General features: G+C 72.1%; 23 protein-coding genes. 8 read left to right on the top strand and 15 right to left on the bottom strand.

From position 1 onward, the window contains the following. Positions 1 to 53 precede the first annotated feature (53 nt). Both ACFWYW_RS32690 and metH read right to left on the bottom strand, forming a co-directional pair. The gene (locus tag ACFWYW_RS32690; protein ID WP_379622206.1) at positions 54 to 722 is read right to left on the bottom strand and encodes an HAD family hydrolase; all 669 of its coding nucleotides are present in this window, start codon (positions 720 to 722) and stop codon (positions 54 to 56) included. Positions 723 to 1,274: 552 nt separating this feature from the next. Continuing rightward, on the bottom strand, positions 1,275 to 4,739 hold the full coding sequence (metH, locus tag ACFWYW_RS32685) for a methionine synthase (protein ID WP_379622208.1): 3,465 nt from the start codon (positions 4,737 to 4,739) through the stop codon (positions 1,275 to 1,277). 79 nt (positions 4,740 to 4,818) lie between these two features. Here metH and ACFWYW_RS32680 point away from each other — a divergent pair, with 79 nt between their 5' ends. The 5 genes from ACFWYW_RS32680 to ACFWYW_RS32660 all read left to right on the top strand — a co-directional run bounded on the left by ACFWYW_RS32680 (position 4,819) and on the right by ACFWYW_RS32660 (position 7,668). Then, entirely contained in the window at positions 4,819 to 5,274 is a 456-nt protein-coding gene (locus tag ACFWYW_RS32680; RefSeq protein ID WP_379622210.1) for a universal stress protein, read from the top strand. A 104-nt stretch (positions 5,275 to 5,378) separates the two neighbouring features. Next, positions 5,379 to 6,233 carry a PAC2 family protein gene (locus ACFWYW_RS32675; RefSeq protein WP_184968192.1) on the top strand — a complete coding sequence of 285 codons (855 nt, stop codon included), beginning with the start codon at positions 5,379 to 5,381 and terminating at the stop codon, positions 6,231 to 6,233. A gap of 253 nt (positions 6,234 to 6,486) precedes the next feature. Beyond that, positions 6,487 to 6,972 carry a hypothetical protein gene (locus ACFWYW_RS32670; RefSeq protein ID WP_379622212.1) on the top strand — a complete coding sequence of 162 codons (486 nt, stop codon included), beginning with the start codon at positions 6,487 to 6,489 and terminating at the stop codon, positions 6,970 to 6,972. A gap of 91 nt (positions 6,973 to 7,063) precedes the next feature. Beyond that, the gene (locus ACFWYW_RS32665; RefSeq protein ID WP_379622214.1) at positions 7,064 to 7,474 is read left to right on the top strand and encodes a hypothetical protein; all 411 of its coding nucleotides are present in this window, start codon (positions 7,064 to 7,066) and stop codon (positions 7,472 to 7,474) included. After that, on the top strand, positions 7,471 to 7,668 hold the full coding sequence (locus ACFWYW_RS32660) for a DUF6186 family protein (protein WP_379622216.1): 198 nt from the start codon (positions 7,471 to 7,473) through the stop codon (positions 7,666 to 7,668). Before ACFWYW_RS32665 ends, ACFWYW_RS32660 begins: the two co-directional genes overlap by 4 nt. Here ACFWYW_RS32660 and ACFWYW_RS32655 read toward each other — a convergent pair. The 7 genes from ACFWYW_RS32655 to ACFWYW_RS32625 all read right to left on the bottom strand — a co-directional run bounded on the left by ACFWYW_RS32655 (position 7,599) and on the right by ACFWYW_RS32625 (position 17,057). Beyond that, positions 7,599 to 8,306 carry a sirohydrochlorin chelatase gene (locus tag ACFWYW_RS32655; protein ID WP_379622218.1) on the bottom strand — a complete coding sequence of 236 codons (708 nt, stop codon included), beginning with the start codon at positions 8,304 to 8,306 and terminating at the stop codon, positions 7,599 to 7,601. The genes ACFWYW_RS32660 and ACFWYW_RS32655 overlap by 70 nt on opposite strands. Beyond that, entirely contained in the window at positions 8,303 to 9,439 is a 1,137-nt protein-coding gene (locus ACFWYW_RS32650) for a uroporphyrinogen-III synthase (RefSeq protein ID WP_379622220.1), read from the bottom strand. The genes ACFWYW_RS32655 and ACFWYW_RS32650 overlap by 4 nt, the downstream gene beginning before the upstream one ends. Next, positions 9,436 to 9,774, bottom strand: a complete 339-nt coding sequence (gene nirD / locus ACFWYW_RS32645) for a nitrite reductase small subunit NirD (RefSeq protein WP_379622222.1) — start codon at positions 9,772 to 9,774, stop codon at positions 9,436 to 9,438. Before nirD ends, ACFWYW_RS32650 begins: the two co-directional genes overlap by 4 nt. After that, positions 9,771 to 12,209 carry a nitrite reductase large subunit NirB gene (gene nirB / locus ACFWYW_RS32640; RefSeq protein ID WP_379622224.1) on the bottom strand — a complete coding sequence of 813 codons (2,439 nt, stop codon included), beginning with the start codon at positions 12,207 to 12,209 and terminating at the stop codon, positions 9,771 to 9,773. The genes nirD and nirB overlap by 4 nt, the downstream gene beginning before the upstream one ends. Next, positions 12,206 to 13,612 (bottom strand): FAD-dependent oxidoreductase, encoded by a 1,407-nt coding sequence (locus ACFWYW_RS32635; protein ID WP_379641146.1) that lies wholly within the window; start codon positions 13,610 to 13,612, stop codon positions 12,206 to 12,208. Before ACFWYW_RS32635 ends, nirB begins: the two co-directional genes overlap by 4 nt. Beyond that, positions 13,609 to 15,660, bottom strand: a complete 2,052-nt coding sequence (locus ACFWYW_RS32630) for a molybdopterin oxidoreductase family protein (protein WP_379622230.1) — start codon at positions 15,658 to 15,660, stop codon at positions 13,609 to 13,611. The genes ACFWYW_RS32635 and ACFWYW_RS32630 overlap by 4 nt, the downstream gene beginning before the upstream one ends. An 86-nt stretch (positions 15,661 to 15,746) precedes the next feature. Continuing rightward, positions 15,747 to 17,057 carry an MFS transporter gene (locus ACFWYW_RS32625; RefSeq protein WP_379622232.1) on the bottom strand — a complete coding sequence of 437 codons (1,311 nt, stop codon included), beginning with the start codon at positions 17,055 to 17,057 and terminating at the stop codon, positions 15,747 to 15,749. A gap of 178 nt (positions 17,058 to 17,235) precedes the next feature. Between ACFWYW_RS32625 and ACFWYW_RS32620 the strand changes: the two genes are divergently transcribed. Further along, positions 17,236 to 17,715 (top strand): peptide deformylase, encoded by a 480-nt coding sequence (locus ACFWYW_RS32620; RefSeq protein WP_379622234.1) that lies wholly within the window; start codon positions 17,236 to 17,238, stop codon positions 17,713 to 17,715. 50 nt (positions 17,716 to 17,765) lie between these two features. Here the strand turns inward: ACFWYW_RS32620 and ACFWYW_RS32615 are convergent, their stop codons facing one another. From ACFWYW_RS32615 to ACFWYW_RS32590, 6 genes are all read right to left on the bottom strand, one after another. After that, positions 17,766 to 18,368 carry a D-glycero-alpha-D-manno-heptose-1,7-bisphosphate 7-phosphatase gene (locus ACFWYW_RS32615; RefSeq protein ID WP_379622236.1) on the bottom strand — a complete coding sequence of 201 codons (603 nt, stop codon included), beginning with the start codon at positions 18,366 to 18,368 and terminating at the stop codon, positions 17,766 to 17,768. Positions 18,369 to 19,070: 702 nt separating this feature from the next. Beyond that, positions 19,071 to 20,291, bottom strand: a complete 1,221-nt coding sequence (mshC, locus tag ACFWYW_RS32610) for a cysteine--1-D-myo-inosityl 2-amino-2-deoxy-alpha-D-glucopyranoside ligase (protein ID WP_379622238.1) — start codon at positions 20,289 to 20,291, stop codon at positions 19,071 to 19,073. Further along, a complete protein-coding gene (locus ACFWYW_RS32605; protein WP_379622240.1) occupies positions 20,288 to 20,944 on the bottom strand; it encodes an NRDE family protein in 657 nt (218 codons plus the stop codon). The genes mshC and ACFWYW_RS32605 overlap by 4 nt, the downstream gene beginning before the upstream one ends. A 33-nt stretch (positions 20,945 to 20,977) precedes the next feature. Further along, positions 20,978 to 21,745: an SCO1664 family protein gene (locus tag ACFWYW_RS32600; protein ID WP_379622242.1), complete on the bottom strand. Its 768-nt coding sequence runs from the start codon at positions 21,743 to 21,745 to the stop codon at positions 20,978 to 20,980. Then, a complete protein-coding gene (locus ACFWYW_RS32595) occupies positions 21,742 to 22,290 on the bottom strand; it encodes a DUF3090 domain-containing protein (protein ID WP_379622243.1) in 549 nt (182 codons plus the stop codon). The genes ACFWYW_RS32600 and ACFWYW_RS32595 overlap by 4 nt, the downstream gene beginning before the upstream one ends. 9 nt (positions 22,291 to 22,299) lie before the next feature. Then, positions 22,300 to 22,986: an MSMEG_4193 family putative phosphomutase gene (locus ACFWYW_RS32590; RefSeq protein WP_379622245.1), complete on the bottom strand. Its 687-nt coding sequence runs from the start codon at positions 22,984 to 22,986 to the stop codon at positions 22,300 to 22,302. A 64-nt stretch (positions 22,987 to 23,050) separates the two neighbouring features. Here ACFWYW_RS32590 and ACFWYW_RS32585 point away from each other — a divergent pair, with 64 nt between their 5' ends. Continuing rightward, the gene (locus ACFWYW_RS32585; protein WP_379622247.1) at positions 23,051 to 23,998 is read left to right on the top strand and encodes an aldo/keto reductase; all 948 of its coding nucleotides are present in this window, start codon (positions 23,051 to 23,053) and stop codon (positions 23,996 to 23,998) included. A gap of 125 nt (positions 23,999 to 24,123) precedes the next feature. Then, on the top strand, positions 24,124 to 24,933 hold the full coding sequence (locus ACFWYW_RS32580; RefSeq protein ID WP_379622249.1) for a hypothetical protein: 810 nt from the start codon (positions 24,124 to 24,126) through the stop codon (positions 24,931 to 24,933). The last annotated feature ends 310 nt before the right edge of the window (positions 24,934 to 25,243 follow it).

Raw genomic sequence — 25,243 nt, 5'->3', positions numbered from 1 at the left:
CCGCGGCCCCGGCTGTTGGAGCTGGACCGAGTGGGGTGTCTAGCCCGTTCGTGCTAGACGGGGCGGGGGGCCGGGGTGTGGGTGGTGACCAGGTCGCGTAGGTGGGCCGGGGTTACTTCTGCCAGGGAGGAGACGACCAGGCGGCCCGGGGCGGGTTCTATGGGGAGGAGGCTGGGGACCGCCACCACCGCGCAGCCCGCGGCCGTTCCCGCCGCCACCCCGTTCGGGGAGTCCTCCAGGACCACGCTGCGGGCCGGGGAGACGTCCAGCAGGCCCGCGGCGGTCAGGTAGGGCTCGGGGTCGGGCTTGGTGCGTTCGACGTCGTCGGCGGTGATGATGACGTCGAAGCGGTCACGGCCCACGAAGGCCAGGATGGCTTCGGCGATCTCCTTGAGCGACGAGGTGACCAGCCCCACCGGCACGCCTTCGGCGCGCAGGGCCTCCAGCAGTTCCAGGGCGCCGGGCATGACGTCGACGCCGCCCGCCAGGCGGGCCACCATGCCGTCGATCATCCAGGTGCGCAGGGTCTGCGGGGGCACCGAGGAGCCGGAGACGTCCAGCATGTAGGCGACGGTGCGCTCCATGGAGCCGCCTACGAGGTGGGTCTGGTGCTCGTGGTTCCATTCGCCGCCGAGCCTGGCCATGCAGTCGGTCTCCACCAGCAGCCACACCTTCTCGGTGTCGACCAGAAGCCCGTCCATGTCGAAGAACGCCGCGTCCATCCATCCCCCGTTCCGTCCGGTTGCCACCCCTGCCCAGGGGCAGAGAACAACAGCCGCCCCGAGCCTCCACATTCCCAGCCGCCGAGAATTCACCGACAACCGGGTCCCACAAACCGCCCCAACAGCCTTGGCAACACCTATCTCCCCAGATAGCACGTTCCCAGCGGGCCCCAAAACCCAACCCCGCACCCTCCCAACCCTGAAGCCCCGGCCAGAACCCTCGGTGGGGACGCCCAGAGCTCGTGGGGTGCCGTCCTGGACCCGAGGAGCCAGGCCGGGCGGGAAGCTCGCCAAGGCATCGGACCAACATTCATGGTCAGGCCGGTGACCACGGTGGGTGGCCAGGCGTGCCTTGTCGCGGCGGGGCGTGTGTCCGGCTGCCGGGCGCACGGACCGCGTGGCCCGCCCGCGACGGCGGGCGGTGGCCCGCTCGGCTTGCCGTAACGGAAAACTTGCCGTCACGGACATCAGACCGTTACGAAAACCGGCCGTCACGGAGAACAAACAGGCCGCACGGCCCGCCCGAACCGGGGGACGGCGAGCTGAAGAGACCTACACGTTGAAGTACTTCGCCTCCGGGTGGTGGGCGACGAGGGCGCTGGTGGCCTGTTCGGGGTGGAGCTGGAACTCCTCCGACAAGGTCACCCCGATGCGCTCCGGGTCCAGAAGCTGGAAGAGCTGGACCTGGTCCTCGAGGTTGGGGCAGGCGGGGTAGCCGAAGGAGTAGCGGCAGCCCTGGATGTTGACCTTGAGCATGTCGTCCAGCGACTCCTCGCCCCCGATGCCCCACTCGGAGCGGACGCGGGCGTGCCAGTACTCGGCCAGCGCCTCGGTGAGCTGGACGGACAGGCCGTGGAGTTCGAGGTAGTCGCGGTAGGCGTCCTTGGCGAACAGTTCGGCGGTGGCTTCGGAGATCTTGCCGCCCATCGTGGCCACCTGGAAGCCGACCATGTCGACCTCGCCCGAGTCCTTGGAGCGGAAGAAGTCCGACAGGCACAGGTGCCGGTCGCGGCGCTGGCGCGGGAAGGTGAAGCGGGTGCGCTCGTTTCCGGCGTCGTCGAGGATGATGAGCGAGTCGCCGTCGCTCACGCACGGGAAGTAGCCGTAGACGACCGCCGCCTCCAGCAGGCCCTCGGTCTGCATGCGGTCGAGCCACATGCGCAGCCTCGGGCGGCCCTCGGTCTCGACGAGTTCCTCGTAGCCGGGTCCGTCGCCGCCGCGGGTGGGCTTGAGTCCCCACTGGCCGAGGAAGAGCGCGCGCTCGTCCAGGAAGGCGGAGTACTCGGCGAGCGAGATGCCCTTGACGATGCGGTCGCCGGTGAACGGCGAGCGCGGCAGCGGGTTGTCGGCGGCCACGTCGGAGCGGGCGGGCAGCGCCTCCACGGGCGTGCGGACCAGGGTGGCGCCGGACTTGACGCGGCGCTCGCGCAGCGGCGGCAGCGTGGCGCCCTCGACGCCGCGCTTGACGGCCATGAAGGAGTCCATGAGGCGCAGGCCCTCGAAGGCGTCGCGCGCGTAGCGGACCTCGCCCTGGAAGAGCTCGGCGAGGTCCTGCTCGACGTAGGCGCGGGTGAGGGCGGCGCCGCCGAGCAGCACCGGGTAGCGCTCGGAGATGCCGCGGGAGTTCATCTCCTCGAGGTTCTCCTTCATGATGACGGTCGACTTGACCAGCAGGCCGGACATGCCGATGACGTCGGCCTTCTGCTCGTCGGCGGCCTCCAGGATGGCGCTGACCGGCTGCTTGATGCCGAGGTTGACGACCTCGTAGCCGTTGTTGGACAGGATGATGTCGACGAGGTTCTTGCCGATGTCGTGGACGTCGCCCTTGACGGTGGCCAGCACGATGCGGCCCTTGGTCTCGCCCTCGACCTTCTCCATGTGGGGTTCGAGGTGGGCGACGGCGGTCTTCATGACCTCCGCCGACTGCAGCACGAACGGCAGCTGCATCTGCCCGGAGCCGAACAGCTCGCCGACGGTCTTCATCCCGTCGAGCAGCGTGTCGTTGATGATCTCCAGGGCGGGGCGCTGGGTGAGGGCCTCGTCGAGGTCGGCCTCCAGGCCCTTCTTCTCGCCGTCGATGATGCGGTGCTTGAGCCGCTCCCCCAGCGGCATGGCGGCGAGCTCGGCCGACTTGCTCTGGCGCATCGCGGCGGCGTCGACGCCTTCGAACAGGTCCATGTAGCGCTGCAGCGGGTCGTAGCCCTCGCGGCGGCGGTCGTAGACCATGTCGAGGGCGACTTCGCGCTGCTCGTCGGGGATACGGGCCATCGGCAGGATCTTGGAGGCGTGCACGATGGCCGAGTCGAGGCCGGCGTTGACGCACTCGTTGAGGAAGACCGAGTTGAGCACGATGCGGGCGGCCGGGTTGAGGCCGAAGGAGATGTTCGACAGGCCCAGCGTCGTCTGCACGCCCGGGTAGCGCCGCTTGAGCTCGCGGATGGCCTCGATGGTCTCGACGCCGTCGCGGCGGGTCTCCTCCTGGCCGGTGGCGATGGGGAAGGTCAGGCAGTCGACGATGATGTCCTCGACGCGCATGCCCCAGTTGCCGGTCAGGTCGTCGATGAGGCGGCTGGCGACGCGCACCTTCCACTCGGCGGTGCGGGCCTGGCCCTCCTCGTCGATGGTCAGGGCGACGACGGCGGAGCCGTGCTCATCGACCAGCCGCATGATCTTCTGGAAGCGGGAGTCGGGGCCGTCGCCGTCCTCGTAGTTGACGGAGTTGACGGCGGCGCGCCCGCCCAGCATCTCCAGGCCGGCCCGCAGGACCTCGGGCTCGGTGGAGTCGAGCATGATCGGCAGCGTGGAGGCGGTGGCGAAGCGGAAGGCCAGTTCCTTCATGTCGGCCACGCCGTCGCGGCCGACGTAGTCGACGCACAGGTCGAGCATGTGGGCGCCGCCGCGGGCCTGGTCGCGGGCGGTCTCGACGCAGTCGTCCCAGCGGCCTTCGAGCATCGCCTCGCGGAAGGCCTTGGAGCCGTTGGTGTTGCAGCGCTCGCCGATGGCCAGGTAGCTGGTGTCCTGGCGGAAGGGGACCGTCTGGTAGAGCGAGGAGGCGCCGGGCTCGGGGTGGGGGCGGCGGTTGACCACCTCGCGCCCGCGCACGCGGTCGACGACCTGGCGCAGGTGCTCGGGGGTGGTGCCGCAGCAGCCGCCGACCAGGGACAGGCCGTAGTCGCGGGTGAAGGTCTCGTGCGCGTCGGACAGCTCTTCGGCGCTGAGCGGGTAGTAGGCGCCGTCGGAGGTGAGCACGGGCAGGCCCGCGTTGGGCATGCACGACAGCCTGGTACGCGAGTGGCGGGCGAGGTAGCGCAGGTGCTCGCTCATCTCGGCCGGGCCGGTGGCGCAGTTGAGGCCGATGACGTCGACGCCGAGGGGTTCGATCGCGGTGAGCGCCGCGCCGATCTCGGAGCCGAGCAGCATGGCGCCGTTGGTCTCGATGGTGACCTGGGCGATGACCGGCACGTCGCGCCCGGAGTCGGCCACGGCGCGCTTGGCGCCGATGACGGCCGCCTTGACCTGGAGGAGGTCCTGGCAGGTCTCGATGATGAGGGCGTCGGCGCCGCCGGAGATCAGGCCGGCCGCGTTGTCCATGTAGGCGTCGCGCAGCTTCTCGTACGGCAGGTGCCCCAGCGTGGGCAGCTTGGTGCCCGGCCCCATGGAGCCGAGGACGAAGCGCGGGTGGTCGGGCGTGGACCAGTGGTCGGCGCGCTCGCGCGCGATGCGCGCCCCGGCCTCCGAGTACTCGAAGACGCGCTCGGGGATGTCGTACTCGCCCAGCGCCGCGAGGTTCGCGCCGAAGGTGTTGGTCTCCACGCAGTCGACGCCCACCTCGAAGTAGGCGTCGTGCACGCTCTGCACGATGTCGGGCCGGGTGACGTTGAGGACCTCGTTGCACCCTTCGAGGTCCAGGAAGTCCTCGAGCGTGGGATCGGCTGCCTGCAGCATCGTCCCCATGGCCCCGTCGGCGACCATTACGCGCTGGGACAGTACTTCGCGGAAGGATGGGGAGTTGCTCATGGGCCCCAGCTTATCGGCTGCGATCGAGGCGCTATGGTGCCGGGGAAGATATTCAATAAAGCGTCCAATAGGAGGCGCTGTGCGTTATCAGACCATTCTCGTCGGGACCGACGGTTCCTCCTCCTCCCTGCGCGCCGTCACCGCCGCCGCGGAACTGGCCGCGGCGACCCGCGCCCGGCTGGTGGTGGCCTGCGCCTACCTGCCGATGCGCGAGAGCGAGCGGGCCCCGGCGGCCGACCGGCTGGGCGAGCTGGCGTACAAGGTGAGCGGGTCGACTCCGGCCGAGGACACGCTGCGGGCGGCGCGCGAGAGCGCGGTGGCCGCGGGGGCCGGGGAGGTCGTGCTGGCCGCCGAGGAGGGCGAGGCCGTGGACGTGCTGGTCCGGCTGGCCGGCGAGTACCGGGCCGAGCTGCTCGTCGTGGGCAACAGGGGGCTGAACTCGCTGGCCGGGAGGCTGCTGGGATCGGTGCCCTCCGGCGTCTCGCACCGGGCCGGGTGCGACGTGCTCATCGTGCGGACCACGTCGGGGCGGTGACGCCCGTACCAGGCAGTACGCCCGTGGCGCAACGAGATCAGTGACGCGAGACCCCCCTCAGCGCATAGGCTTAGTCGAATGCCAGCCGAAGGAGGAGGCGACACGTGATCGAGCTCGAAAGGTTCCCCGAGCTCGTCGACCCGGTGCTGATCGCCGCGTTCGAGGGGTGGAACGACGCGGGCGAGGCCTCCAGCGGTGTCATCAGCCACCTGGAGAGCGCCTGGAAGGCGGAGCCGCTGACCGAGCTCGATCCTGAAGACTATTACGACTTCCAGGTGACCAGGCCGGTGGTGGAGCTGACCGACGGGGCCGAGCGCCGTATCGTGTGGCCGACGACGCGGTTCTCGCTGGCCAGGCCGCCGGGGTCCGAGCGTGACGTGGTGCTGCTGCGCGGCATCGAGCCGAACATGCGCTGGAAGTCGTTCTGCGAGGAGATCATCGAGGTCTGCCGCGAGCTGGGCATCGAGACGACGGTCATGCTGGGCGCGCTGCTCAACGACTCGCCGCACACCCGCCCGGTGCCGATCCTGGGCACCGCCTCCGACGAGGGGCTGGCGCGCTCGCTCAACCTGGAGCTCAGCCGCTACGAGGGCCCGACGGGCATCGTGGGGGTGCTGCAGCACGCCTTCGCGCTGGGCGGGCTGAGCGCGATCTCCCTGTGGGCCTCGGTGCCCCACTACGTCGCCCAGCCGCCCAACCCGAAGGCGACGCTGGCGCTGCTGCGCCGCCTGGAGGACGTGCTGGAGATCTCCATGCCGCTCGGCGAGCTCGACGAGGAGGCGCGCGCGTGGGAGCACGGCGTGGACGAGCTGGCCTCGCAGGACAGCGAGGTGGCCGAGTACGTCAAGGAGCTGGAGGAGCGCAAGGACGCCGCGGAGCTGCCCGAGGCCAGCGGCGATGCCATCGCGGCGGAGTTCGAGCGCTATCTGCGGCGCCGCGACCGCGATACTGACAGCTGATTCTCAGGTCATTGTTGCCATATTTCTCCCGGGTTTCAGGTAATAATCAGTGACTCGCGCCATTTGTACACAGTTGGAACACCAGCCGGCAACAATTGCATAACCAGGAGAAACACGGCTCCATAACAACGGCGAAATCGCCGGGTGCCACGTCGAACCTACCCATGTGACTGCGCACGTTAGGCCAACCATGGCGACTCCCCACCTAGATCCGCACCAAAGAAGTCAGGACACCAGGCGGCGTGTACTCGAGATGGCCGTCTCGCTCCGCGAGGACCGCACCGGCGGGCCCGTGGACCACTTCCTCGCCCTGCTCCAGGATCGCCTGCCCCTGTGGCTGCGCATCCTGCACGACCTCTCGCACCTGGTCGGCAAGGGCCGCGTCAACGACAACCTGCTGCCCATCGCACGGGCCGGGATCGACTACTACGCCGAGATCCAGTCGGCGGCGCTGCCCGCCTTCACCTCGCCCAGCGTGACGGTCCGCTTCCGCGAGGCGATCCGCGACAACGGCCTCGGGCCACTGGCCGAGATCGCGCCGCTGGCCGCCTACCTCGGCGCCGAGCAGCGGATCGGCCGGGTGACCGCCGCGGCGGATCCCGATGCCAGCGCCCGCCTCCTGCTGGCGGGATGCTTCAGGCACGCCTACAACGAGATGTTCTTCGGAGCCTATTCCGGGCCCACGCGGGACGTGAGCGCGGAGGAGATCGTTCGCGAGCTTCGGCTTGAATCCGGGTAAATAGCCCAGAATCGGTTTTGAGGGTACGGCGGAGCGTCGCCGTACCCTCTTTGTTGTCCGCGAACCCCCGAGGAGAGCCATGGAGAGCCATATGGAAACGGGTGAACCCGAGCTGCGGGCGCACCGGCGCCGCCCACTGAGCTGGGTGCTCGGCGGGGCGGTGCTGGCGACCGCCTGGGCCGGCGGCGGGCGGCTGCCGTCGTTCGGCGGGCTCACGTACGCGGTCGTGGGCGTGGTCGGAGTGGTCGCGCTGGTGGCGGCGCTGTGGCCAGGGCTGCCGCGCCGGGAGGCGCCGCGGCGGCTGTCCGCGCCGGGCTGGCAGGTGTGGGTGGCGCTGTTCGCGGCGTTCGGCGTGTGGGAGGTGTGGGCCCTGCTGGCGGGTGACGATCCCGGGCAGCCGACGGTCAGCGACCTGCTGGATCCCGTGCTGCTGTCGCCGGACTGGCGGGGCTTGTTCTGGGTGGCGTGGCTGGTGGTCGGATGGGGGCTGGTGCGGCGATGACGTGGGAGATCACGGTCTTCGGCTATGTGGTGGCGGCGGTGGCCATGCTGGTGCTCGAGGTGGTCGCGCGACTGCCCGGGTCCACGACGCCGACGGCGGGCGACTGCTTCGCCTGGGTGATGCGTCATCCGGCGGGCCGGGTGCTGGTCATCCTGTCGTGGTGGTGGCTGGGCTGGCACTTCCTGGCCCGCTGAACCTCGTCGAAGCGCCGCCAGATCAGCGCGGCCAGGCCCGGGTCGGCGCCGATCGGGGCGCTGACCAGGGCGGCGCCGGACCGCCGCAGGCGGGTGTGGAAGAAGCCGGGGGCCAGCAGGTAGGAGGCGAGCGCCGTCCTGCGGCCCCACTCCCGAGGCAGGGCGGGGGTGCCCGACGCGGCGAAGGCGGCGGTGACCGGGCGGCCCAGCCGTACCGACAGCAGGCGGGCCTGAGCGCGCACATCGGCCAGGGCCGCTGGGTCGGAGGAGCCGGCGGCGGCGAGCACCACCGCGTCGTCAGGGCGCAGCCCGGCCTCGGTGAGGCGGCGGGCCAGGGCCCGCGACAGCAGCGGGTGGGGGCCGAGCGGGCGGGCCAGGCGAACGCCGGGGCGGGTGCGGGAGACGATCTCGGGCAGGTCGACGTGGGCGTGGTAGCCGCCGGCCAGCAGGAGCGGGACGATCGTCACCGGGCCGGGCAGGCCGGGGAGCTCGCCGGACAGCAGTGGGCGGCTGATCTCCAGGTAGGCCAGGTGCACGCGGTGGCCGGGGCGGCGGGCGCGGACCGCTTCGGCCAGGTCGCGCAGGACGGCCTCGCCGCGGGCGTCGCGGGTTCCGTGCGCGGCCAGGACCAGCGTCACCGGACGGCCAGGCGGTAGCCGCGCTTGACGACGGTCTCCACGATCCCGGGCGGGCCCAGGGCGCGGCGCAGGCGGGTGATGGCCATCTCGACGGCGTGCTCGGCCGACTCGCGGGCGGGGCTTCCGGGCAGGACCAGGCGCAGTTCCGCGCGGGCCACGACGTGTCCCGGCTTGTCGGCCAGGCGCTTGAGCACGGCCATGGGCGCGGGCGGCAGGGGCCGCAGTTCGCCGTCCACGACGACGGCGTGGCCGCGGATCTCCAGCCGGTGCCCGCCCGCGGTGACGCGCGCGACGCCGAACTCGGGCAGATGCCTGGCCAGCGCCCGCGCGAGCGCGCCGAGGCGGGAGCGTTCCGGCTGCAGGGTCGGCACGCCGCGCTCGACCAGCGGGTGTGCGGTGACCGGGCCCACGCAGGCCGCCACGACGCCGCCGGAGAACGCCCCCAGCAGCGCCTCCTCCTGGCCGCGGGCGCGGGCCTCGCGGAGCATGGCGAGGACGGCGGGGGCGCTGGTGAAGGCGACGGCGTCCACGGCGCCGGTGACGGCCTGGTTGACCAGGCGGCGCAGCGGCGAGGTGTCGCGGTAGGGCAGCCAGCGGTAGACGGGCACCTCGATCACCTCGGCGCCCGCGCGCCGCAGGTCGGCCACGAATCCGGCCAGGGGCTCGCCGTGCAGTTGTACGGCGATGCGCCGCCCGCCCAGATCCTGCGCCAGCAGGTACTCCTTGACCTCGTCGCAGGACTCGGTGGCCGGGGTCCAGTGGTCGCTGAGCCCGGCGGCGCGCACCGCTCCCCTGGCTTTGGGGCCGCGGGTGAGCAGGCGGGCCCCGGTGAGGCGTTCGGCCAGCTCGCCGGAGAGCCCCCAGCCCTCGGCGGCGGCCATCCAGCCGCGAAAGCCCACCCCGGTGGTGATGACGACGTCGTCGATGGGCGCGGCGAGGGCCAGGCGGGTGGCGTCCAGCAGGTCGCCGTCCTGTTCCAGGGGGACCAGGCGGATGGCGGGCGCGCTGACCACGCGGGCGCCGCGCCGTTGCAGCAGCGCGCCGAACTCCTCGCGCCGCCGGGTGGCGGTCACGCCCACGGTGAACCCGGCCAGTGAGTCGGGCGCCGTCTCCGGCACGGTCCGGCCGGTCATGCCCGCACCTCGACGTGCCCGTCCCGCAGCCGGACGGGATGGACGGGGATCGCCGCGCCGCCTCCGTCCAGGCATTCACCGCTGGCCAGCGAGAACACCTGTTTGTGCATGGGCGAGGCCACCGTGGGCTCGCCGCCCCTGGTGCCGACGATGCCGCGGGACAGGATGTAGGCGCCGCTGAACGGGTCCCGGTTGCCGACGGCGTACACCCGGCCGCCGAAGTCGCGGAACACGGCGATCTGGCGGCCGTTCACCAGCGCGCAGACGCCGCGCTCCGGCAGCAGGTCGGTGTAGCGGCAGACGGTGGTCCACACATCGTGTAGCAGCGTGGTCATCCCACGACCTCCAAGGGGATCAGAACGGGCTGGATCTGCTCGCGCACCGTCTCGAAGGAGATGGACGGGTCGGGCGTGCCGGGGGCGTTGACGAAGCTGACGAAGCGGGCGAGCTTGCCGGGGTCCTCCAGCGTGGCCCGCCACTCGTCCTCGTATCCGGCCACGTGCCGCGCCATCCGCGCGTCCAGGTCGGCGCAGATGCCCAGCGAGTCCTCGACGACGACCTCGCGCAGGTAGCCAAGGCCGCCCTCCAGCGCTTCGAGCCAGGCGGCGGTGCGCTGGAGCCGGTCGGCGGTGCGGATGTAGAACATCAGGAAGCGGTCGATGGTCCGCACCAGTTCGGCGGTGCTCAGGTCGGCGGCCAGCAGGTCGGCGTGGCGCGGGGTGAAGCCGCCGTTGCCGCCGACGTAGAGGTTCCAGCCGCTTTCGGTGGCGATGACGCCGAAGTCCTTGGATCGGGCCTCGGCGCATTCGCGGGCGCACCCGGACACGGCCGACTTCAGCTTGTGCGGGGCGCGCAGGCCCCGGTAGCGCAGTTCGAGCGCGATGGCCAGGCCAACGGAGTCCTGTACGCCGTACCGGCACCAGGCCGAGCCCACGCAGGACTTCACCGTCCGCAGCGCCTTGCCGTAGGCGTGGCCGGACTCGAACCCGGCGTCCACCAGCCGCCGCCAGATGCCCGGCAGCTGCTCCACCCGGGCGCCGAACAGGTCGATCCGCTGCCCGCCGGTGATCTTGGTGTAGAGGCCGTAGTCGCGCGCCACCTCGCCGATGACGATGAGCTTGTCGGGCGTGATCTCGCCGCCGGGCACCCGCGGGACGACGGAGTAGGTGCCGTTCTTCTGGATGTTGGCCAGAAAGTGGTCGTTGGTGTCCTGCAGGGCCGCCCGCTCGCCCTCCAGCACGTGCCCGCTGTGCAGGGAGGCCAGGATCGAGGCGACGGTCGGCTTGCACACGTCGCAGCCCCTGCCGGTGCCGTGCGCGGCGATGAGCTCGGAGAACGTGGTGATCCCGCGGACCCGCACGATGTCGTACAGCTCGGCGCGGCTGTGGGCGAAGTGCTCGCACAACGCCTTGGGCAGCTCGACGCCGGACTTCTCCAGCAGCCGCTTCAGCATGGGCAGGCACGAGCCGCACGAACTGCCCGCGCGGGTGCACTCCTTGAGCGCGGGCACGTCGGCCGCGCCGTCCCCGATCGCGGTGCGCACCCGTCCGGCGCTGACGTTGTTGCACGAGCACACCTGCGCGTCGTCGGGCAGGTCGAGGGCGAGGCCGCCGCCGCTGAACAGCAGGTCCGACGGCGCCGCGGGCAGCGCCTTTCCGACGAAGGGCCGCAGCGCGGAGTACGGCGCCGCGTCCCCCACACAGATGCCGCCCAGCAGCGTCGAGGCGTCGTCGGAGACGAACAGCCGCTTGTAGACCCCGGCGACCGGGTCCATGTAGGTGACGTCAAGCGCCCCCTCCATCGCCCCGAACTGCGCCACCTCGACGCCGAGCAGCTTCAGCTTGGTCGACAGGTCGGCGCCGCCGAAGACCGAGCGGCCCCCGGTGATCCGGTCGGCGGCCACCTCGGCCATCGTGTTGCACGGTCCGACCAGCCCGTACACCTGCCCACCGGCCAGGGCGCACTCCCCCACGGCGTAGACGGCGGGATCGGAGGTGCGCATGCCGTCGTCGACGACGATGCCGCCCCGTTGGCCGACCTCCAGCCCGCAGGCCCTGGCCAGCTCGTCGCGGGGCCGTACGCCGGCGGAGACCACCACGACGGCGGCCGGCAGTTCCTCGCCGCCGCTCAGCAGGACGCGGCCCGGTTCGATCCGCTCCAGCGACACGCCGGGGCGCACGCCGATGCCGAGCGCCTCGATGTGGCTCTTGAGCACGGCGCCGCCGCCCTCGTCCACCTGGCGCGGCATCAGCCAGGGGGCCAGTTCGACGATGTGGGTGCGCAGCCCGAGGCCTTGGAGCGCGTCGGCGGCCTCCAGGCCCAGGAGCCCGCCGCCCACCACGACCCCCGAGTCGCGGCCGGACGCCCGTGCTTTCGCGGCGGCGGCACTGATGGCGTCCAGGTCGGCGATCGTGCGGTAGACCAGGGCGTCACCGGCGCCCGGCACCGGGGGCACGAACGGGGCCGAGCCGGTGGCCAGCACCAGGACGTCGTAGGGCTCGACGTGTCCGTCGGCGGTGGTCACGGTGCGGGCCGCGCGGTCGACGGCGGTGACGCGGGAGCTCAGCCGGGTGACGACGCCGGGGGGCGGGGTGTAGGTGAGGTCGGCGGCGCTCGTGCCCTTCAGGTAGGAGGTCAGCGCCACCCGGTCGTAGGCGGGCAGCGGCTCCTCCCCCAGCACCGTGATCCGCCCGTCGTATCCGCGCTCGGCCAGCGACTCCAGCAGCCGCTGGGCGGCGGGGCCGTAGCCGACGACCACGAGCCTGATCATGCGTTCACCCCTTCCTGCTCGCACAGCCAGTCCACGATGCCCTCGACCGCGTCGCGGCAGGTGCCGCAGCCGGTCGTGGCCCTGGTGGCCGCGCTGACCGCGGCCAGGTCCCGGGCGCCCGCCTCCCAGCAGGCGCGGATCTGGCCCTTCGTGACGTTGTTGCAATGGCAGACCTTGGCGGCGTCCGGCATCCGGACGGGGCTGTCGGCCACCGCCCCGGCGCCCGGCAGGCCGGGGAACAGCAGCCCCGCGCGGTCGCCGGGCAGCGGTCCGCCGCGGTCGTACAGCTGGGTGAGGGTGCCGACCGCGTCGCTCTCCCCCAGCAGGATCGCGCCGACCAGGCGGCCGTCGCGGATGACGAGCTTGCGGTACGTACCGCGGGCGCGATGGCTGAACCTGACCACCTCGGCCTGGTCCTCCTCCAGGTGCGTCTCGCCCATGGCGGCCAGCTCGACGCTGCGCGCCTTGAGGCGGGTGACCAGGCGCGAGCCCCGGTAGCGCGCCTTGCCGCCGGTGATGACGTCGGCGGCGACCGCGGCCTGCTCCCAGGCGGGGGCGACCAGGCCGTAGACGGTGCCGTCGTGCTCGGCGCACTCGCCGACGGCGAAGATCGACGGGTCGTCGGTGCGCAGCTCGTCGTCCACGACGACGGCCCGCCGTACCTCCAGACCGGCCTGCGCGGCGAGTCCGGTGAGCGGACGCACGCCGCAGGCGAGCACCACGAGGTCGGCCTCCACCAGCTCCTCCGCCGGTCCCGCGCCCAGGTGGACGCCGGAATCGGTGATGGCGGTGACGGTGACGCCGGTGCGGGTCTCGACGCCGAGCTCGCCCAGCGTCTCGCCGAGCATGAGCCCGGCCTCGGCGTCGAGCTGGCGTTCCATGAGGTGTCCGGCCAGGTGCAGGAGCGTGACGGGCAGGCCGCGCCCGGCCAGGCCGCGCGCGGCCTCCACGCCGAGCAGCCCGCCGCCCACGACGACGGCGCGCCGGGCGTGCGCGGCCGCGGCCACGATGCGCTCACAGTCCCCGAGCGTGCGGAACGGCACCGCCCGCGCCACCCCCGGGATGGGCGGCACGACCGCCTCGCTGCCGGTGGCCAGGACCAGCACGTCGTACGGCTCCCGCCGCCCGTCCCGGGTGATGACCGCCTGGGTGTCGCGGTCGATCTGGACGACCTCGGCGCCGAGGACCGCCTGGACGCCGTGCTCGGCGTACCAGGCGGCGTCCAGCAGGCGTACCTGGTCGGGCCCCGAGCTCCCGGCCAGGACGTTGGACAGCAGCACCCGGTTGTAGGGCTGCCACGGCTCGGCGCCGAAGACGGTGACCCTGACCCGCGGGTCGCGCGCCCGTACCTCGCTGACCAGGCGCGAGCCGGCCATGCCGTTGCCGATGACGACGAGTCTCATGCCACCTTCTCCAATTTCACGGCGCACACCTTGAACTCCGGCATCCGCGAGGCCGGGTCGAGCGCGGGGTTGGTGAGGCGGTTGGCGCCCTCCCAGTGGAACGGCATGAACACGGTGTCGCGCCGGATCGCGGAGGTGATCCTGGCGACGGCCTCCGCGCTGCCGCGGCGGCTGTGCACGCGGACCAGGTCGCCGGCGCCGATGCCGAGTTGTGCGGCCAGGTCGGGGTGGAGTTCGACGAACGGTTCCGGGGCCGCCTCGACCAGGGCGGCGACGCGGCGCGTCTGGGCGCCGCTCTGGTACTGGGCCAGGACCCGGCCGGTGGTCAGGTGCACCGGGTAGTCGTCGTCGGGTTCCTCGGCGGGCGGGCGGTGCTCGACCGGGGTGAAGCGGGCGCGGCCGTCGGGGGTGGCGAAGCGGTCGAGGAAGGGGCGGGGCGTGCCGGGGTGGTCCTCGGCGGGGCAGGGCCAGAACACGCCGGTCTCGGCGGCGATCCGGTCGTAGGTGATGCCGGCGTAGTCGGCGACGCCGCCCGCGCTGGCGCGGCGCAGCTCGTCGAAGACGGCGGGCGGGCTGGCCGTCCAGGTGTGGCCGAGCCCGGCCGCGATGCCCTGGATGATCTCCAGGTCGGTCCTGACCTCGCCGGGCGGCGGGAACGCGCGCCGCCGCAGCAGCACGCGGCCTTCGAGGTTGGTCATGGTGCCGTCCTGTTCCGCCCACTGGGCGGCGGGCAGGACGACGTCGGCCAGCGCGGCCGTCTCCGACAGCACCACGTCGGCGACGACCAGCAGGCCGAGGCGGCGCAGCCGGTCGGCGAGCGTGCCGGAGCGCGGCGCGGACACGACCGGGTTGGAGCCGAACAGCAGCAGCGCCCTGGGCCCTTCGGCGGTGCCGAGCACGTCCAGGAGTTCCTGGGCGGAGCGGCCGGGTCCGGGCAGCGCCGACGGCTCGACGCCCCAGACCGCCGCCACGTGGGCGCGCGCCGCCGGATCGTCGATCCTGCGGTAGCCGGGCAGCTGGTCGGCCTTCTGCCCGTGCTCGCGGCCGCCCTGCCCGTTGCCCTGGCCGGTCAGGCAGCCGTAGCCGCTGCCGGGGGTGCCGGGCAGGCCGAGCGCGAGGGCCAGGTTGACGAAGGCGGAGACGGTGTCGGTCCCCTTGGCGTGCTGCTCGGCGCCACGCCCGGTGAGAATGTACGCGTTATCCGCATTTTTCAGCATGTGTACGGCCGAGCGCATCCGAGCCACCGGCACCCCGGTGATCCGCTCCACCCGCTCCGGCCACCAGGAGGCCACCGACGTCCGCACCGCCGCGAACCCCGAGGTCCGCGCCGCCACGTACGCCGCGTCCACCCCGCCCTCGGCGATCAGCAGGTGCAGCAGCCCGAGCGCCAGCGCCAGATCGGTGCCCGGCGCCGGCTGCAGATGCAGCGCCGCCAGCTTGGCGGTGGGCGTCAGCCGCGGGTCCACCACGATCAGCCGCGGCCCGCCCAGGTGGCGCACGAGCGGCGGCATGGTCTCGGCGACGTTCGCCCCGGCCAGCAGGACGACGTCGGCCCCGGCCAGGTCGGTCAGCGGAAACGGCAGGCCCCGGTCCAGCCCGAACGCCCTGTTGGCCGCGGCCGCCGCCGAGGACATGCAGAAGCGGCCGTTGTAGTCGATCTGGCTGGTGCCGAGGGCCACGCGGGCCAGCTTGCCCAGGTGGTAGGCGCTCTCGTTGGTGAGCCCGCCGCCGCCGAAGACCGCCACGCCGTCGGGGCCGTGCTCCGCGCGGATCGCGGCCAGGCGCCTGGACACGTGGTCCAGGGCCTTCTCCCAGGTGGCGGGCTCGCCGTACAGGAGGGGGGTGGTGAGCCGGGCACCCGGCCGGAGCAGGTCGCCGGCGGTCCAGCCCTTCTGGCACAGCGCCCCGCCCCCGTGCCCGTTGGCCGGGATGTCGGTTCTGGGGGCGATCGCGACCTCGCCGCCGCGCGCGGTGACGGTCATGCCGCACTGCAGCGCGCAGTAGGGGCAGTGCGTCTTCACGGACGCGCCGTCGGGGGGTGAGGTCACGGGTTCGATCGTGCTTTCGGGTGGTTTCACCCCTGGGTCCCTTCTGTTACTGCTGTGCTAACAGCGCCTCACCGCGCGTGTGAGACTCACACGCGGGCGTGGGCGAGGCTGGGCAGGCGGGCCGCGCCGAGCGTGCGCAGGTAGCACCACCAGGTCAGCGCGGTGCAGGCGGCGTAGAAGAGGGCGAAGGCCAGGAAGGCCGCCGCGGGGCTGCCGGTCTGGGCGAACGACATGCCGAAGCCCCGGTTGATGAGGAAGCCGCCGAAGGCCCCGACCGCGGAGATGATGCCGATCGCGGCCGAGGCCTGGCGCTTGCCGTACACGAGGGCCTGCTCGCCGTCGCCGCGCTCGGCGCGCGCCTTCGCCTGGAAGATGGCCGGGATCATGCGGTACGTCGAGCCGTTGCCGATGCCCGAGGTCACGAACAGCAGCTGGAAGGCCAGGAAGAACGCCCAGAACCCGCCGCCCGCCGCGGCCGCCCACGTCAGCAGCACGCCCGCGCCCATCGCGGCGAACGTCCAGAGCGTCACCCGCGCGCCGCCCAGCCGGTCGGCCAGCCACCCTCCCACCGGCCGGATCAGCGAGCCGGCCAGTGGTCCCGCGAAGGCCACCGCCGTCCACGGCGCCGCCGGGAACAGGCTCTTGGCCAGCAGCGGGAAGGCGGTGGAGTAGCCGATGAACGAGCCGAACGTGCCGATGTAGAGGAACGACATGATCCACGTCTGGCCGCTGCGCGCGACGGCGAGCTGCTCGCGCGGCTCGGCCTTGGCGGTGGCCAGGTTGTCCATGAAGAACCAGGCGCAGACCGCCGACACCACGATGAACGGCACCCAGAACCAGCCCGCCGCCGCCAGCCCCAGCGCGCCGATCACCAGCGGCACCACGAGCTGCACCGAGCTGACCCCGATGTTGCCGCCCGCCGCGTTGAGCCCGAGCGCCGAGCCCTGCTTGCTCTGCGGGTAGAAGTAGGTGATGTTGGCCATGCTGGAGGCGAAGTTCCCGCCGCCGAGACCGGCCGTGGCCGCGATCACCAGCAGCACCCAGAACGGCGTGGCCGGATCGCTCACCGCGAACCCGAGCGCGATCGCGGGAATGAGCAGCAGCAGCGCGCTGACCACCGTGAACGTCCGCCCGCCGAACCTGGCGGGCCCGAAGGTGTACGGCAGGCGCAGCGCCGACCCGACCAGGTTCGGCAGCGCCACCAGCCAGAACAGCTCGTCGGTGGACAGGTCGAGGCGGCCCGTCTTGGCCGCCACCACGCTCCACAGCGTCCAGACGGTGAAGCCGAGGTGCTCGGCCAGGATGGAGAAGACGAGGTTGCGCCGGGCGACCTTCTTGCCGGTGCGCTCCCAGAAGGCGGGGTCGTCGGGGTGCCATTCGGCGATCCATCGGGTCATGGCCGTGACCGTAGGCAGCGCTCGTTACGCACGCTGACGGGCTGTGACGGTGCGGCGGTTACAGCGGACTCACCGCCGTAACCCCGGCAACACGGATGTAACGCCCGGCTCCAGGTTGGCGGCGATCATTGCTGGGAAACTGTTCCCTGACATCGCGCGAGATCTCGGGGAGTTGCGTGTGAGGGTCCAGGCGATCCGGCTGTTCGGCGATCCGGTGCTGCGTTCGGTGGCGGAGCCGGTGAAGGAGTTCGACCGGGAGCTCCGGGGACTGGTGAAGTCCCTGACCATCACGATGCGGTCGGGAGCGGGCCGCGCCGGGCTGGCGGCGCCGCAGATCGGGGTGCCGTCGCGGGTGCTCGTCTACGACTACGACGGCAAGGCCGGGCACCTCGTCAACCCCCGGCTGGAGCTGTCGGAGCGGAAGGTGACCGCGGACGAGGCCTGCCTGTCGGCGCCGAGCGCCTGGTGGCCGCTGGAGCGTTCCTACATGGTGGTGGCGCGCGGGCGGGACATGTTCGGCAAGGCGGTCACGGTGCGGGCGCTGGGCGTGCTGGCCAGGGTGCTGCAGCACGAGTGCGACCACCTGGACGGGGTGCTGTTCAGCGACCACCTCCCGGCCGACGAACGCGAGCGCTTCCTGGCCACCGTCGCCCCGTAGAGGATCCTCACCGGCGGTTCCTTGCCGCCGTCGGTCCTACCGGCGGGTCTTCACCAGCGGTTCCAGCCGACGGCGCGCGCCCAGTCGGCCAGGCCGGCGCCGCGCAGGCCCGCGCCCGCGAGCACGGGCTCGCTGAGGACGCGGTCGGCCACGTCGTTCAGGTCCGAGGCCACCTCGTCGGCGGCGTCGATCTCCTCGGGCCTGGTCAGCGGGGTCGGCACCAGGATGCCGCGCGCCCCGGCGGCACGCGCGGTCTCCATGTCCTTGCCGAGGTCGCCCACGACCATGCACTCGCGCGGGCTGACGTCCAGGATGGCCGCCGCTCTGATCACCAGGCCGGGCGCGGGCTTGCGGCAGGTGCAGCCGTCGCCGTCGGCGTGCACGCAGATGGCCCACGCGTCGAACGGCCCCAGCAGCGCCTCCACCGTGGAGTTGACCTGGTCCATGTCATCCGGCGACAGCAGGCCGCGGGCCACGTCCGACTGGTTGATGACCACCCCGACCGGCACGTCGGCGCGGCGCAACCGGCTGAGCGCCGCGCCGGCGCCGGGCATGGCCACCACGCGCCCCGGGTCGCCGTTGTGGGGAACATCCCTGATCAGCGTCCCGTCGCGGTCGAACAGGACGGCCGCGGGACGATGATGATCGAACACTTTCGCACCTCCGTCAGAACGCCGCCCAGCTACCCGCCGGGCCACGCCCCAAACGACGTCCCGGTCGGCCAGAGCGCGTCCGGCCCCGGCGTCAAGCACGAGTTTCCACGCTCCGGCGCGAACCACGAAGCGAAGCGTCCCAGGCTGGGAGGGCGTTTCCGGACCGGCCTCCGCGTGGCGTGAAAGTGGCGCCTTGAATGCGGTAACAATGCCGCGGTAGGTGTGGTAGCTTCTGCCCCGCATATGAGAGCCCCCGGCCCCTTGGTGTCACTCCAGCAGCCGGGGAACTCGCATCACTCGGGGGTTCAGCTAGCGCGCAGCTAGCTGAGCCCCTTACTCCTCTGAAGCAGATCGAGCAGACCGATCAGCACTTGGATCACCGCCAGCAGCGCGTACTGCGGATCGGACTCCTCGAACCTGGCCCTCATAGCTCCCACCCTTCGGACCCCAGACGGTTCCTGGAGTTGATCGCGGGGTCAGCTCGACCAACCCGCGGGGAGCGGATCGAGCGGTGAGAGTTATGACCGGGCAGAAGGTACCAGGTTTCGTGCTTTCCTGGACAAGAATGCGGTCTCTTTGGTGAACTCGCAGGTCAGCGGCCTGCCTGCGGTTCGCGATTTACTCCAAGGGTGCTCATGTTTCTTGAATGGAATTCCATTCGACATAAGCGTCACCGCGAAAGGCGGCTTACTTTCGCATGCTTTAAAGGCGTACGCCCAGCAGCGCGTCGGTGAGGGCACGGACCAGGGCGGGGGCGGCGGGGTCGGGGCCGGGCCCGTCGGCCAGGGCCTGGGTGGCCCAGGTGTCCACGGCATCCAGGGCTCCCGGGGCGTCCAGGTCGTCGGACAGCCGGGCGCGTACCTCCGCCAGCAGGTCGTCGGCGCGCGGGCCCGAGGGCAGCGCGGTCGCCTCGCGCCAGCGGGACAGGCGGGCCTCCGCGGCCGCAAGCTGGCCGGGGGTGTACTCCCAGTCCGAGCGGTAGTGGTGGGCCAGCAGGACCAGGCGGATCGCCATCGGGTCGTGTCCGGTGCGCAGCCGGGAGACGAAGACCAGGTTCCCCTTCGACTTCGACATCTTCTCGCCGTCGAGGCCGACCATTCCGGCGTGGGTGTAGAAGCGGGCGAAGGGCCACTCGCCGGTGACGGCGTGGCCTTCCGAGGCGCCGCACTCGTGGTGCGGGAAGATCAGGTCGGAGCCGCCGCCCGCCACGTCGTAGCCGGGGCCCAGGCTGGCCAGGGAGATCGCGGTGCACTCGATGTGCCAGCCGGGACGGCCGCGCCCCAGCGCGGTGTCCCAGGCGGGCTCGCCCGGCCGCTCCGCGCGCCACAGCAGCCAGTCGAGCGGGTCGCGCTTGCCCGGCCGGTCGGGGTCGCCGCCGCGCTCGGCGAACAACGTCAGCATCTCCTGCTCGGAGTAGCCGGACACCTCGCCGAACTTCGGCGCGGCGGCCCGGCTGAAGTAGATGTCGCCGTCGAGATCGTAGGTGTACGGCCCCAGCCGCTCGATCAGCTCGGCCACCTCGCCCACGACCTCGGTCACGCCCACGTACTCGCGCGGCGGCACGATGCGCAGGGCCTCCATGTCGGTGCGGAACAACTCGATCTCGCGCTCGGCCAGGTCCTGCCAGGCGATGCCGGTCTGCTCGGCCCGCTCCAGCAGCGGATCGTCCACGTCGGTGGCGTTCTGCGTGTAGTGGACCTCGTGCCCGGAGTCTCGCCACACGCGGCCGACCAGGTCGAAGGCGAGATAGGTGTTGGCGTGGCCCAGGTGGGTGGCGTCGTAGGGCGTGATGCCGCACACATACATGCGGGCCACGGGGCCCGGATCGGTCTGCCTGACCTGCCTCGCGGCGGTGTCGTAAAGCCGCAGCGGGACGCTCTCGCCGGACAGTTCAGGAATGTTCGGGGCAGACCACGATCTCATGCCTGTGAGCCTATCCGGCCGGTGAGGTCGCCGAACTCGGTGGTCACCGCGCCGGCGGCGAGCGTGACCATGGTCACCGAGAGCGAGGCGAAGACCCGGCCGTCCGGCAGGACGTGGCGCAGGATCAGCGCGCCCGGCTCGGCGGAGTGCGGGTCGCCGGTGAGGGACCACCAGTCGTCCGTGGCGGCGAAGCGGGGCTGCTGGGCGATGACCCGGGGGTCGCCGGGATCCATGCCGCTGTTGACGATGACGCTGACGCCTTCCGGCAGGGTGGTGGCGGCCTGCCGTACGCCGTCCCAGCTCCACAGGCGCGCGCCGGACGGATCCGCGAGCACCAGGTGGAAGGGGTCGTAGACGGACAGGTCCCCCGCGGGCAGGCCGCCCTCGGCCAGGGCCCTGAGCGGGAGGTCGCCGCGGGAGACGCGGATCTTGTCGGGGGCGGGGACGCCGCGGCCGTTGAGCAGGGCCGCGGCGCGGCGGGTGGCGGGGTCGACGGCGAGCCAGGTGCCGCCCGCCTTGAGGTCACGGCCGCCGACGACGCCGGGATGTTCGGGCCAGTGCTCGCCGGGCCCCTCCCAGGGCCGGTCGGCGAACTCGTCACGCACGCCCATCAGGGTCAGGGGGTCGCCGGTTCTCACGATCACCGTGCACATGGGGCACAGCGTAGTAAACGCTCCAGTACCGGCTCAGATGGGGGGCCAGGGTATGGCGGGCCAGTCCTCCGACGGATAGGGGTGTACCCCGGTGTCCAGCAGGCGGCGTACGCGGTTCCAGGTGGCCTCCACCTCGGCCAGCGTCAGCAGCTGGCGCAGGCGGCGGCCGAGCGCGCCCGACTCGATGTCGCGTTCGAGCTTGGCCAGGACCGCCACCGCGTCGCGGGCCAGCGGCTTGCCCCGCCACTGCCACAGCACGGTGCGCAGCTTGTCCTCGGCGGCGAAGCAGACGCCGTGGTCGACGCCGTAGACGTGCCCGTCGGGCAGCGGCAGCAGGTGGCCGCCCTTGCGGTCGGCGTTGTTGACCACCGCGTCGAACACGGCCATCCGGCGCAGCCCGGGGTGGCGGCTGCGGACCAGGCGCATGAGGTCGATCTCGTGCTCGGTGTCGATCCACAACTGGCACATGCCGGGTCCGAACGGCCCGTCCCGGTAGACGGTCGGCGGCACGATGCCCCACCCGGTGGCCTGCGAGACCTCGAAGGCCGCGACCTCGCGGGCGGCGAGCGTGCCGTCGGGGAAGTCCCACAGGGGGCGTTCGCCGCGCACCGGTTTGTAGACGCAGGCCGCCGTGCGCCCGCCCAGGGTCAGCGAGCAGTACAGCGTCATGTTGGTGGCCTCGACCAGGCGTCCGGCCACCTCCAGGCGGCCATCGCGCAGCAGCCTCAGCGCCCCCTCGTCCTGCACGGCCGAGGGCTGGGCGTTTCTGACTACCGGCTCGCTCTCCTGGGCACTGCTCACGACGCTGCCTCACCCCCGCGGTATCCGTTCAGGCGCACGCACACATGTCCTTCGGCGTCGAGCGGCTGGCCGCACAGAGGGCACGGCGGCCGCCCGGCGGCGACGATCTGCAGGGCCCGCGCGGTGAAGGCGCGGGCTGCCCCCGCGCTCATCCGCACCCTCAGCATGGCGGGCTCCGGAGCGGCCTCGTCCTCCTCGTCGACGATCTCCTGGGCCTCGATGACCACCTGGGAGGTGTCGGGATCCCAGGCCAGGGCCATCGTGCCCACCTTGAAGTCCTCGTCGAGAGGGGTGTCGAGCGGGCCGTCGTCGGTCAGGTCGCTGGGAGCGAGGGCGGGGATCTGGGCGGTGCCTCCACTGCGCCGCAGCACCTCGTCGAGCAGCTCGTCGAGCCTGCCCGCGAGCGCCGCCACCTGGAGCTTCTCCAGCGCGACCGTGGTCAGCCGGCCTTCGGCACGGGCCTGAAGGAAGAAGGCTCGCGCCCCCGGCTGCCCCAAGGCACCGGCCACGAACCGCTCGGGTGGGTCGTAGTCGAAGACCGGCATAGCCTGACCTTACGTGGTCCCGGATCCGCCGCCGACGGCGGCATCGCTCCCGGTGAGTTTTTCTCCCCCGTCTTTCTCCTCCGAATCCTCGGGAAGCCGCAATTCCCCCATATCGTTAACTCTGCTAACAAAGGGACGCAAGGGTGTATAGCGAATCACGGTGAGCGCCGCCGGATCCGACGTAATGCGCTGAAACTGATCGAGATGGAGCCCCAGAGCGTCCGCCACGATCGCCTTGATCACGTCGCCGTGGCTGCAGACGAGGTAGACACCCTTCCCCCCGAGCCGCTCGTTCCACTCGCGCACCGCGGCCACCGCCCGCCGCTGCACCTCCGCCATGGCCTCGCCGCCCGGAAAGACCACCGCGCTCGGATGCGCCTGCACGACCTTCCACAGCGGCTCCTCGGCGAGCTCCTTGAGCTCGCGCCCGGTCCACTCGCCGTAGCCGCACTCGATGAAGCGCTCGTCGGTCTGTACGGCCAGCCCGCGCCCCTCCGCGACCGCGGCGGCGGTCTCCTGGCAGCGCTCCAGCGGGCTGGAGACGATCGCGTCCAGGCGCACCTGGGAGATCCGCCCCGCCAGGGCCGCGGCCTGAGCCCGCCCCGCCTCGCTCAGATGCACGCCCGGAGTGCGCCCTGCCAGCACCGGACCGGTCAAATCGGTCAGCCCGTGACGGGCCAGGAGAAGCGTGGTCACCTGGCAAGTGTCGCAGGCGTCGATCCCCGTGTTGGACGCGGCTGGGCGGTACCCTGGCGGGATCATGGAGCAGCGTTATGTCGGCCGCAGCGGCCTGTCGGTATCCCGGCTCGGACTCGGCACGATGACCTGGGGACGCGACACCGACGCCGACGACGCGGCGGTGCAGCTGCGCACCTTCCTGGAGGCCGGGGGCAACCTCGTCGACACCGCCGACGTCTACACGGGCGGCGACGCCGAACGCCTGCTCGGCCGGATGCTGCGCGACGCGGTGCCGCGCTCGGAACTGGTCATCTCCACCAAGGCCGTGGTCACCCCGACCGGCCGCAGGCCCCGCGACGCCTCGCGCCGCCACCTGATCGCCGCCTGCGACGCCTCGCTCAACCGCCTCGGGCTCGACTACGTCGACCTGTGGCAGCTCCACACCTTCGACCCTGAGGTGCCGCTGGAGGAGACGCTCGCCGCGCTGGACGCCATCGTCACCTCCGGCCGCGCCGTCTACGCCGGCGTCTGCGACTACTCCGGCTGGCAGCTGGCCGCCGCCGCGGTCGCCCAGCGCGCGGTCCCCGGCCGCGTCCCGATCACCTCGGCCCAGGCCGAGTACTCCCTGCTGGCCCGCGAGCCCGAGCGGGAACTGCTGCCCGCCGCCGAGCACGTGGGCGCGGGCGTGCTGGCCTGGTCGCCGCTGGGCAGGGGCGTGCTGACCGGCAAGTACCGCACCGGCATCCCGTCCGACTCGCGCGCCGCCACCCCGCACTTCTCCGACTTCGTCCGGCCGTACCTCGACGAGCGTTCGCGCAGCGTGGTGGAGTCGGTCATGACCGCCGCCGACGGCCTGGGCGTCTCGCCGCTGGCCGTCGCGCTGTCGTGGGTGCGCGACCAGCCCGGTGTGGCCTCCGCGATCGTCGGCGCGCGCACGACTTCCCAGCTCAACGCCGTCCTGCTGGCCGAGGACGTGATCCTGCCGCGGGAGATCAGGGAGGCGCTCGACGACGTGTCGTCGCTCGACTGAGCAAGGAATGAGAGCGCCACTCGCGTATCACTAGTCGATACCGAATCGCAACTTTCGCCGAGAAACACCTGCCTCTCGGCGGTGATGTCCATAAAGATTTCCTCCGAGGCGAAGTAGGAGGGCGCATGGGGAGCAGGGCCGCAATCACGACGGGTGTACTCGCCGTGGCGTTGGCCGCCATCCCGGCAGCGGCGCCGGCCGTCGCGGCCGTCCAGGACTGCGCCAAGGGCGGCGGGCTGCTCTCCGGCGTGACCAACAGCCTGTGCGACGTGGTGAACGCCGTCACCAGCACCGTGGACGGATTAACGGGCAAGGCCGCCGAGCCGGTGACCAACGGGCTGAACGAGACCACGGACGAGGTCCTCGGCACCGTGGGCAAGGCGGTGCCGACCGGCAAGCCCGCCCCCACGCCGTCGAGCACTCGCCCGCCCTCGACGAAGAGCCCCGAACTGCTGGGCGACGTCTGCCTGCCCGTGCTGGCCTGCGACGACCAGAGCGTGCTCGACGTCCTGACCCCCACACCCACTCAAACCACCCGCGAACCCCGGCCGGTCCCGTCCACCCGCCCCACCCACCGCCGCGACGAGACCCAGGTCATGCCCACGCAGGCCCCGACCCCGCCGCAGAGCGAGCCCTACCTGATGGACACCGCGGAACCGGTGGAAGAGCGCGTCACCGCCAACCCGGAAGAGCCACGCATCGACCTGCTGTGGCCCAACCCGTACGCCGACGAGCTCACGGTCCCGCTGCAGGACCGCCGCCAGGTGGTCCGCCCGAGCACCCCGGCCTCCGACGCGCTGGGCACCGCCCTGACCGCCGTCCTGCTCGCCTCCGCCATCCTCGCCACCCGCGTCGCCCACCAACGCAAACGCCGCGAAGAGCACTCCATCCCCTTCGAACCCACCCCCACCCCGGGCCGCCATCGCCTCGCCTGATCTTTTCTCCGGCCGCGTGTATTCCGCGGGTTCGGGCGCGTGGTTCATCCGTTACGGCAAGCCGCCCCACCCGCCCCGCCGCCGTGGGTGACCGCCCGTCGAGCGCTGGTCGTGAGGGCCCACGTGGTCCCCGCCGCTACAACGCCCTCTTGGCCCGCCACGTGCCACCCAATCCCGGAAAGCACAGGGGGCATCCCAGGAAGCACACGGGACGGCGGGGTGGGGGGCGGTCCGGCCCGGCGCCGTTGGGCGGCGGGCCGGTGGGGCACGGTGTCTGGCCGGCGGGGCGGTGTTGCGGCGGGGACCACGT

Source organism: Nonomuraea sp. NPDC059023 (assembly GCF_042740095.1).
GTDB lineage: Bacteria > Actinomycetota > Actinomycetes > Streptosporangiales > Streptosporangiaceae > Nonomuraea.
The sequence above is the reverse complement of the archived record's forward strand: the minus strand, read 5'-3'. Positions and strand labels throughout refer to the sequence as shown.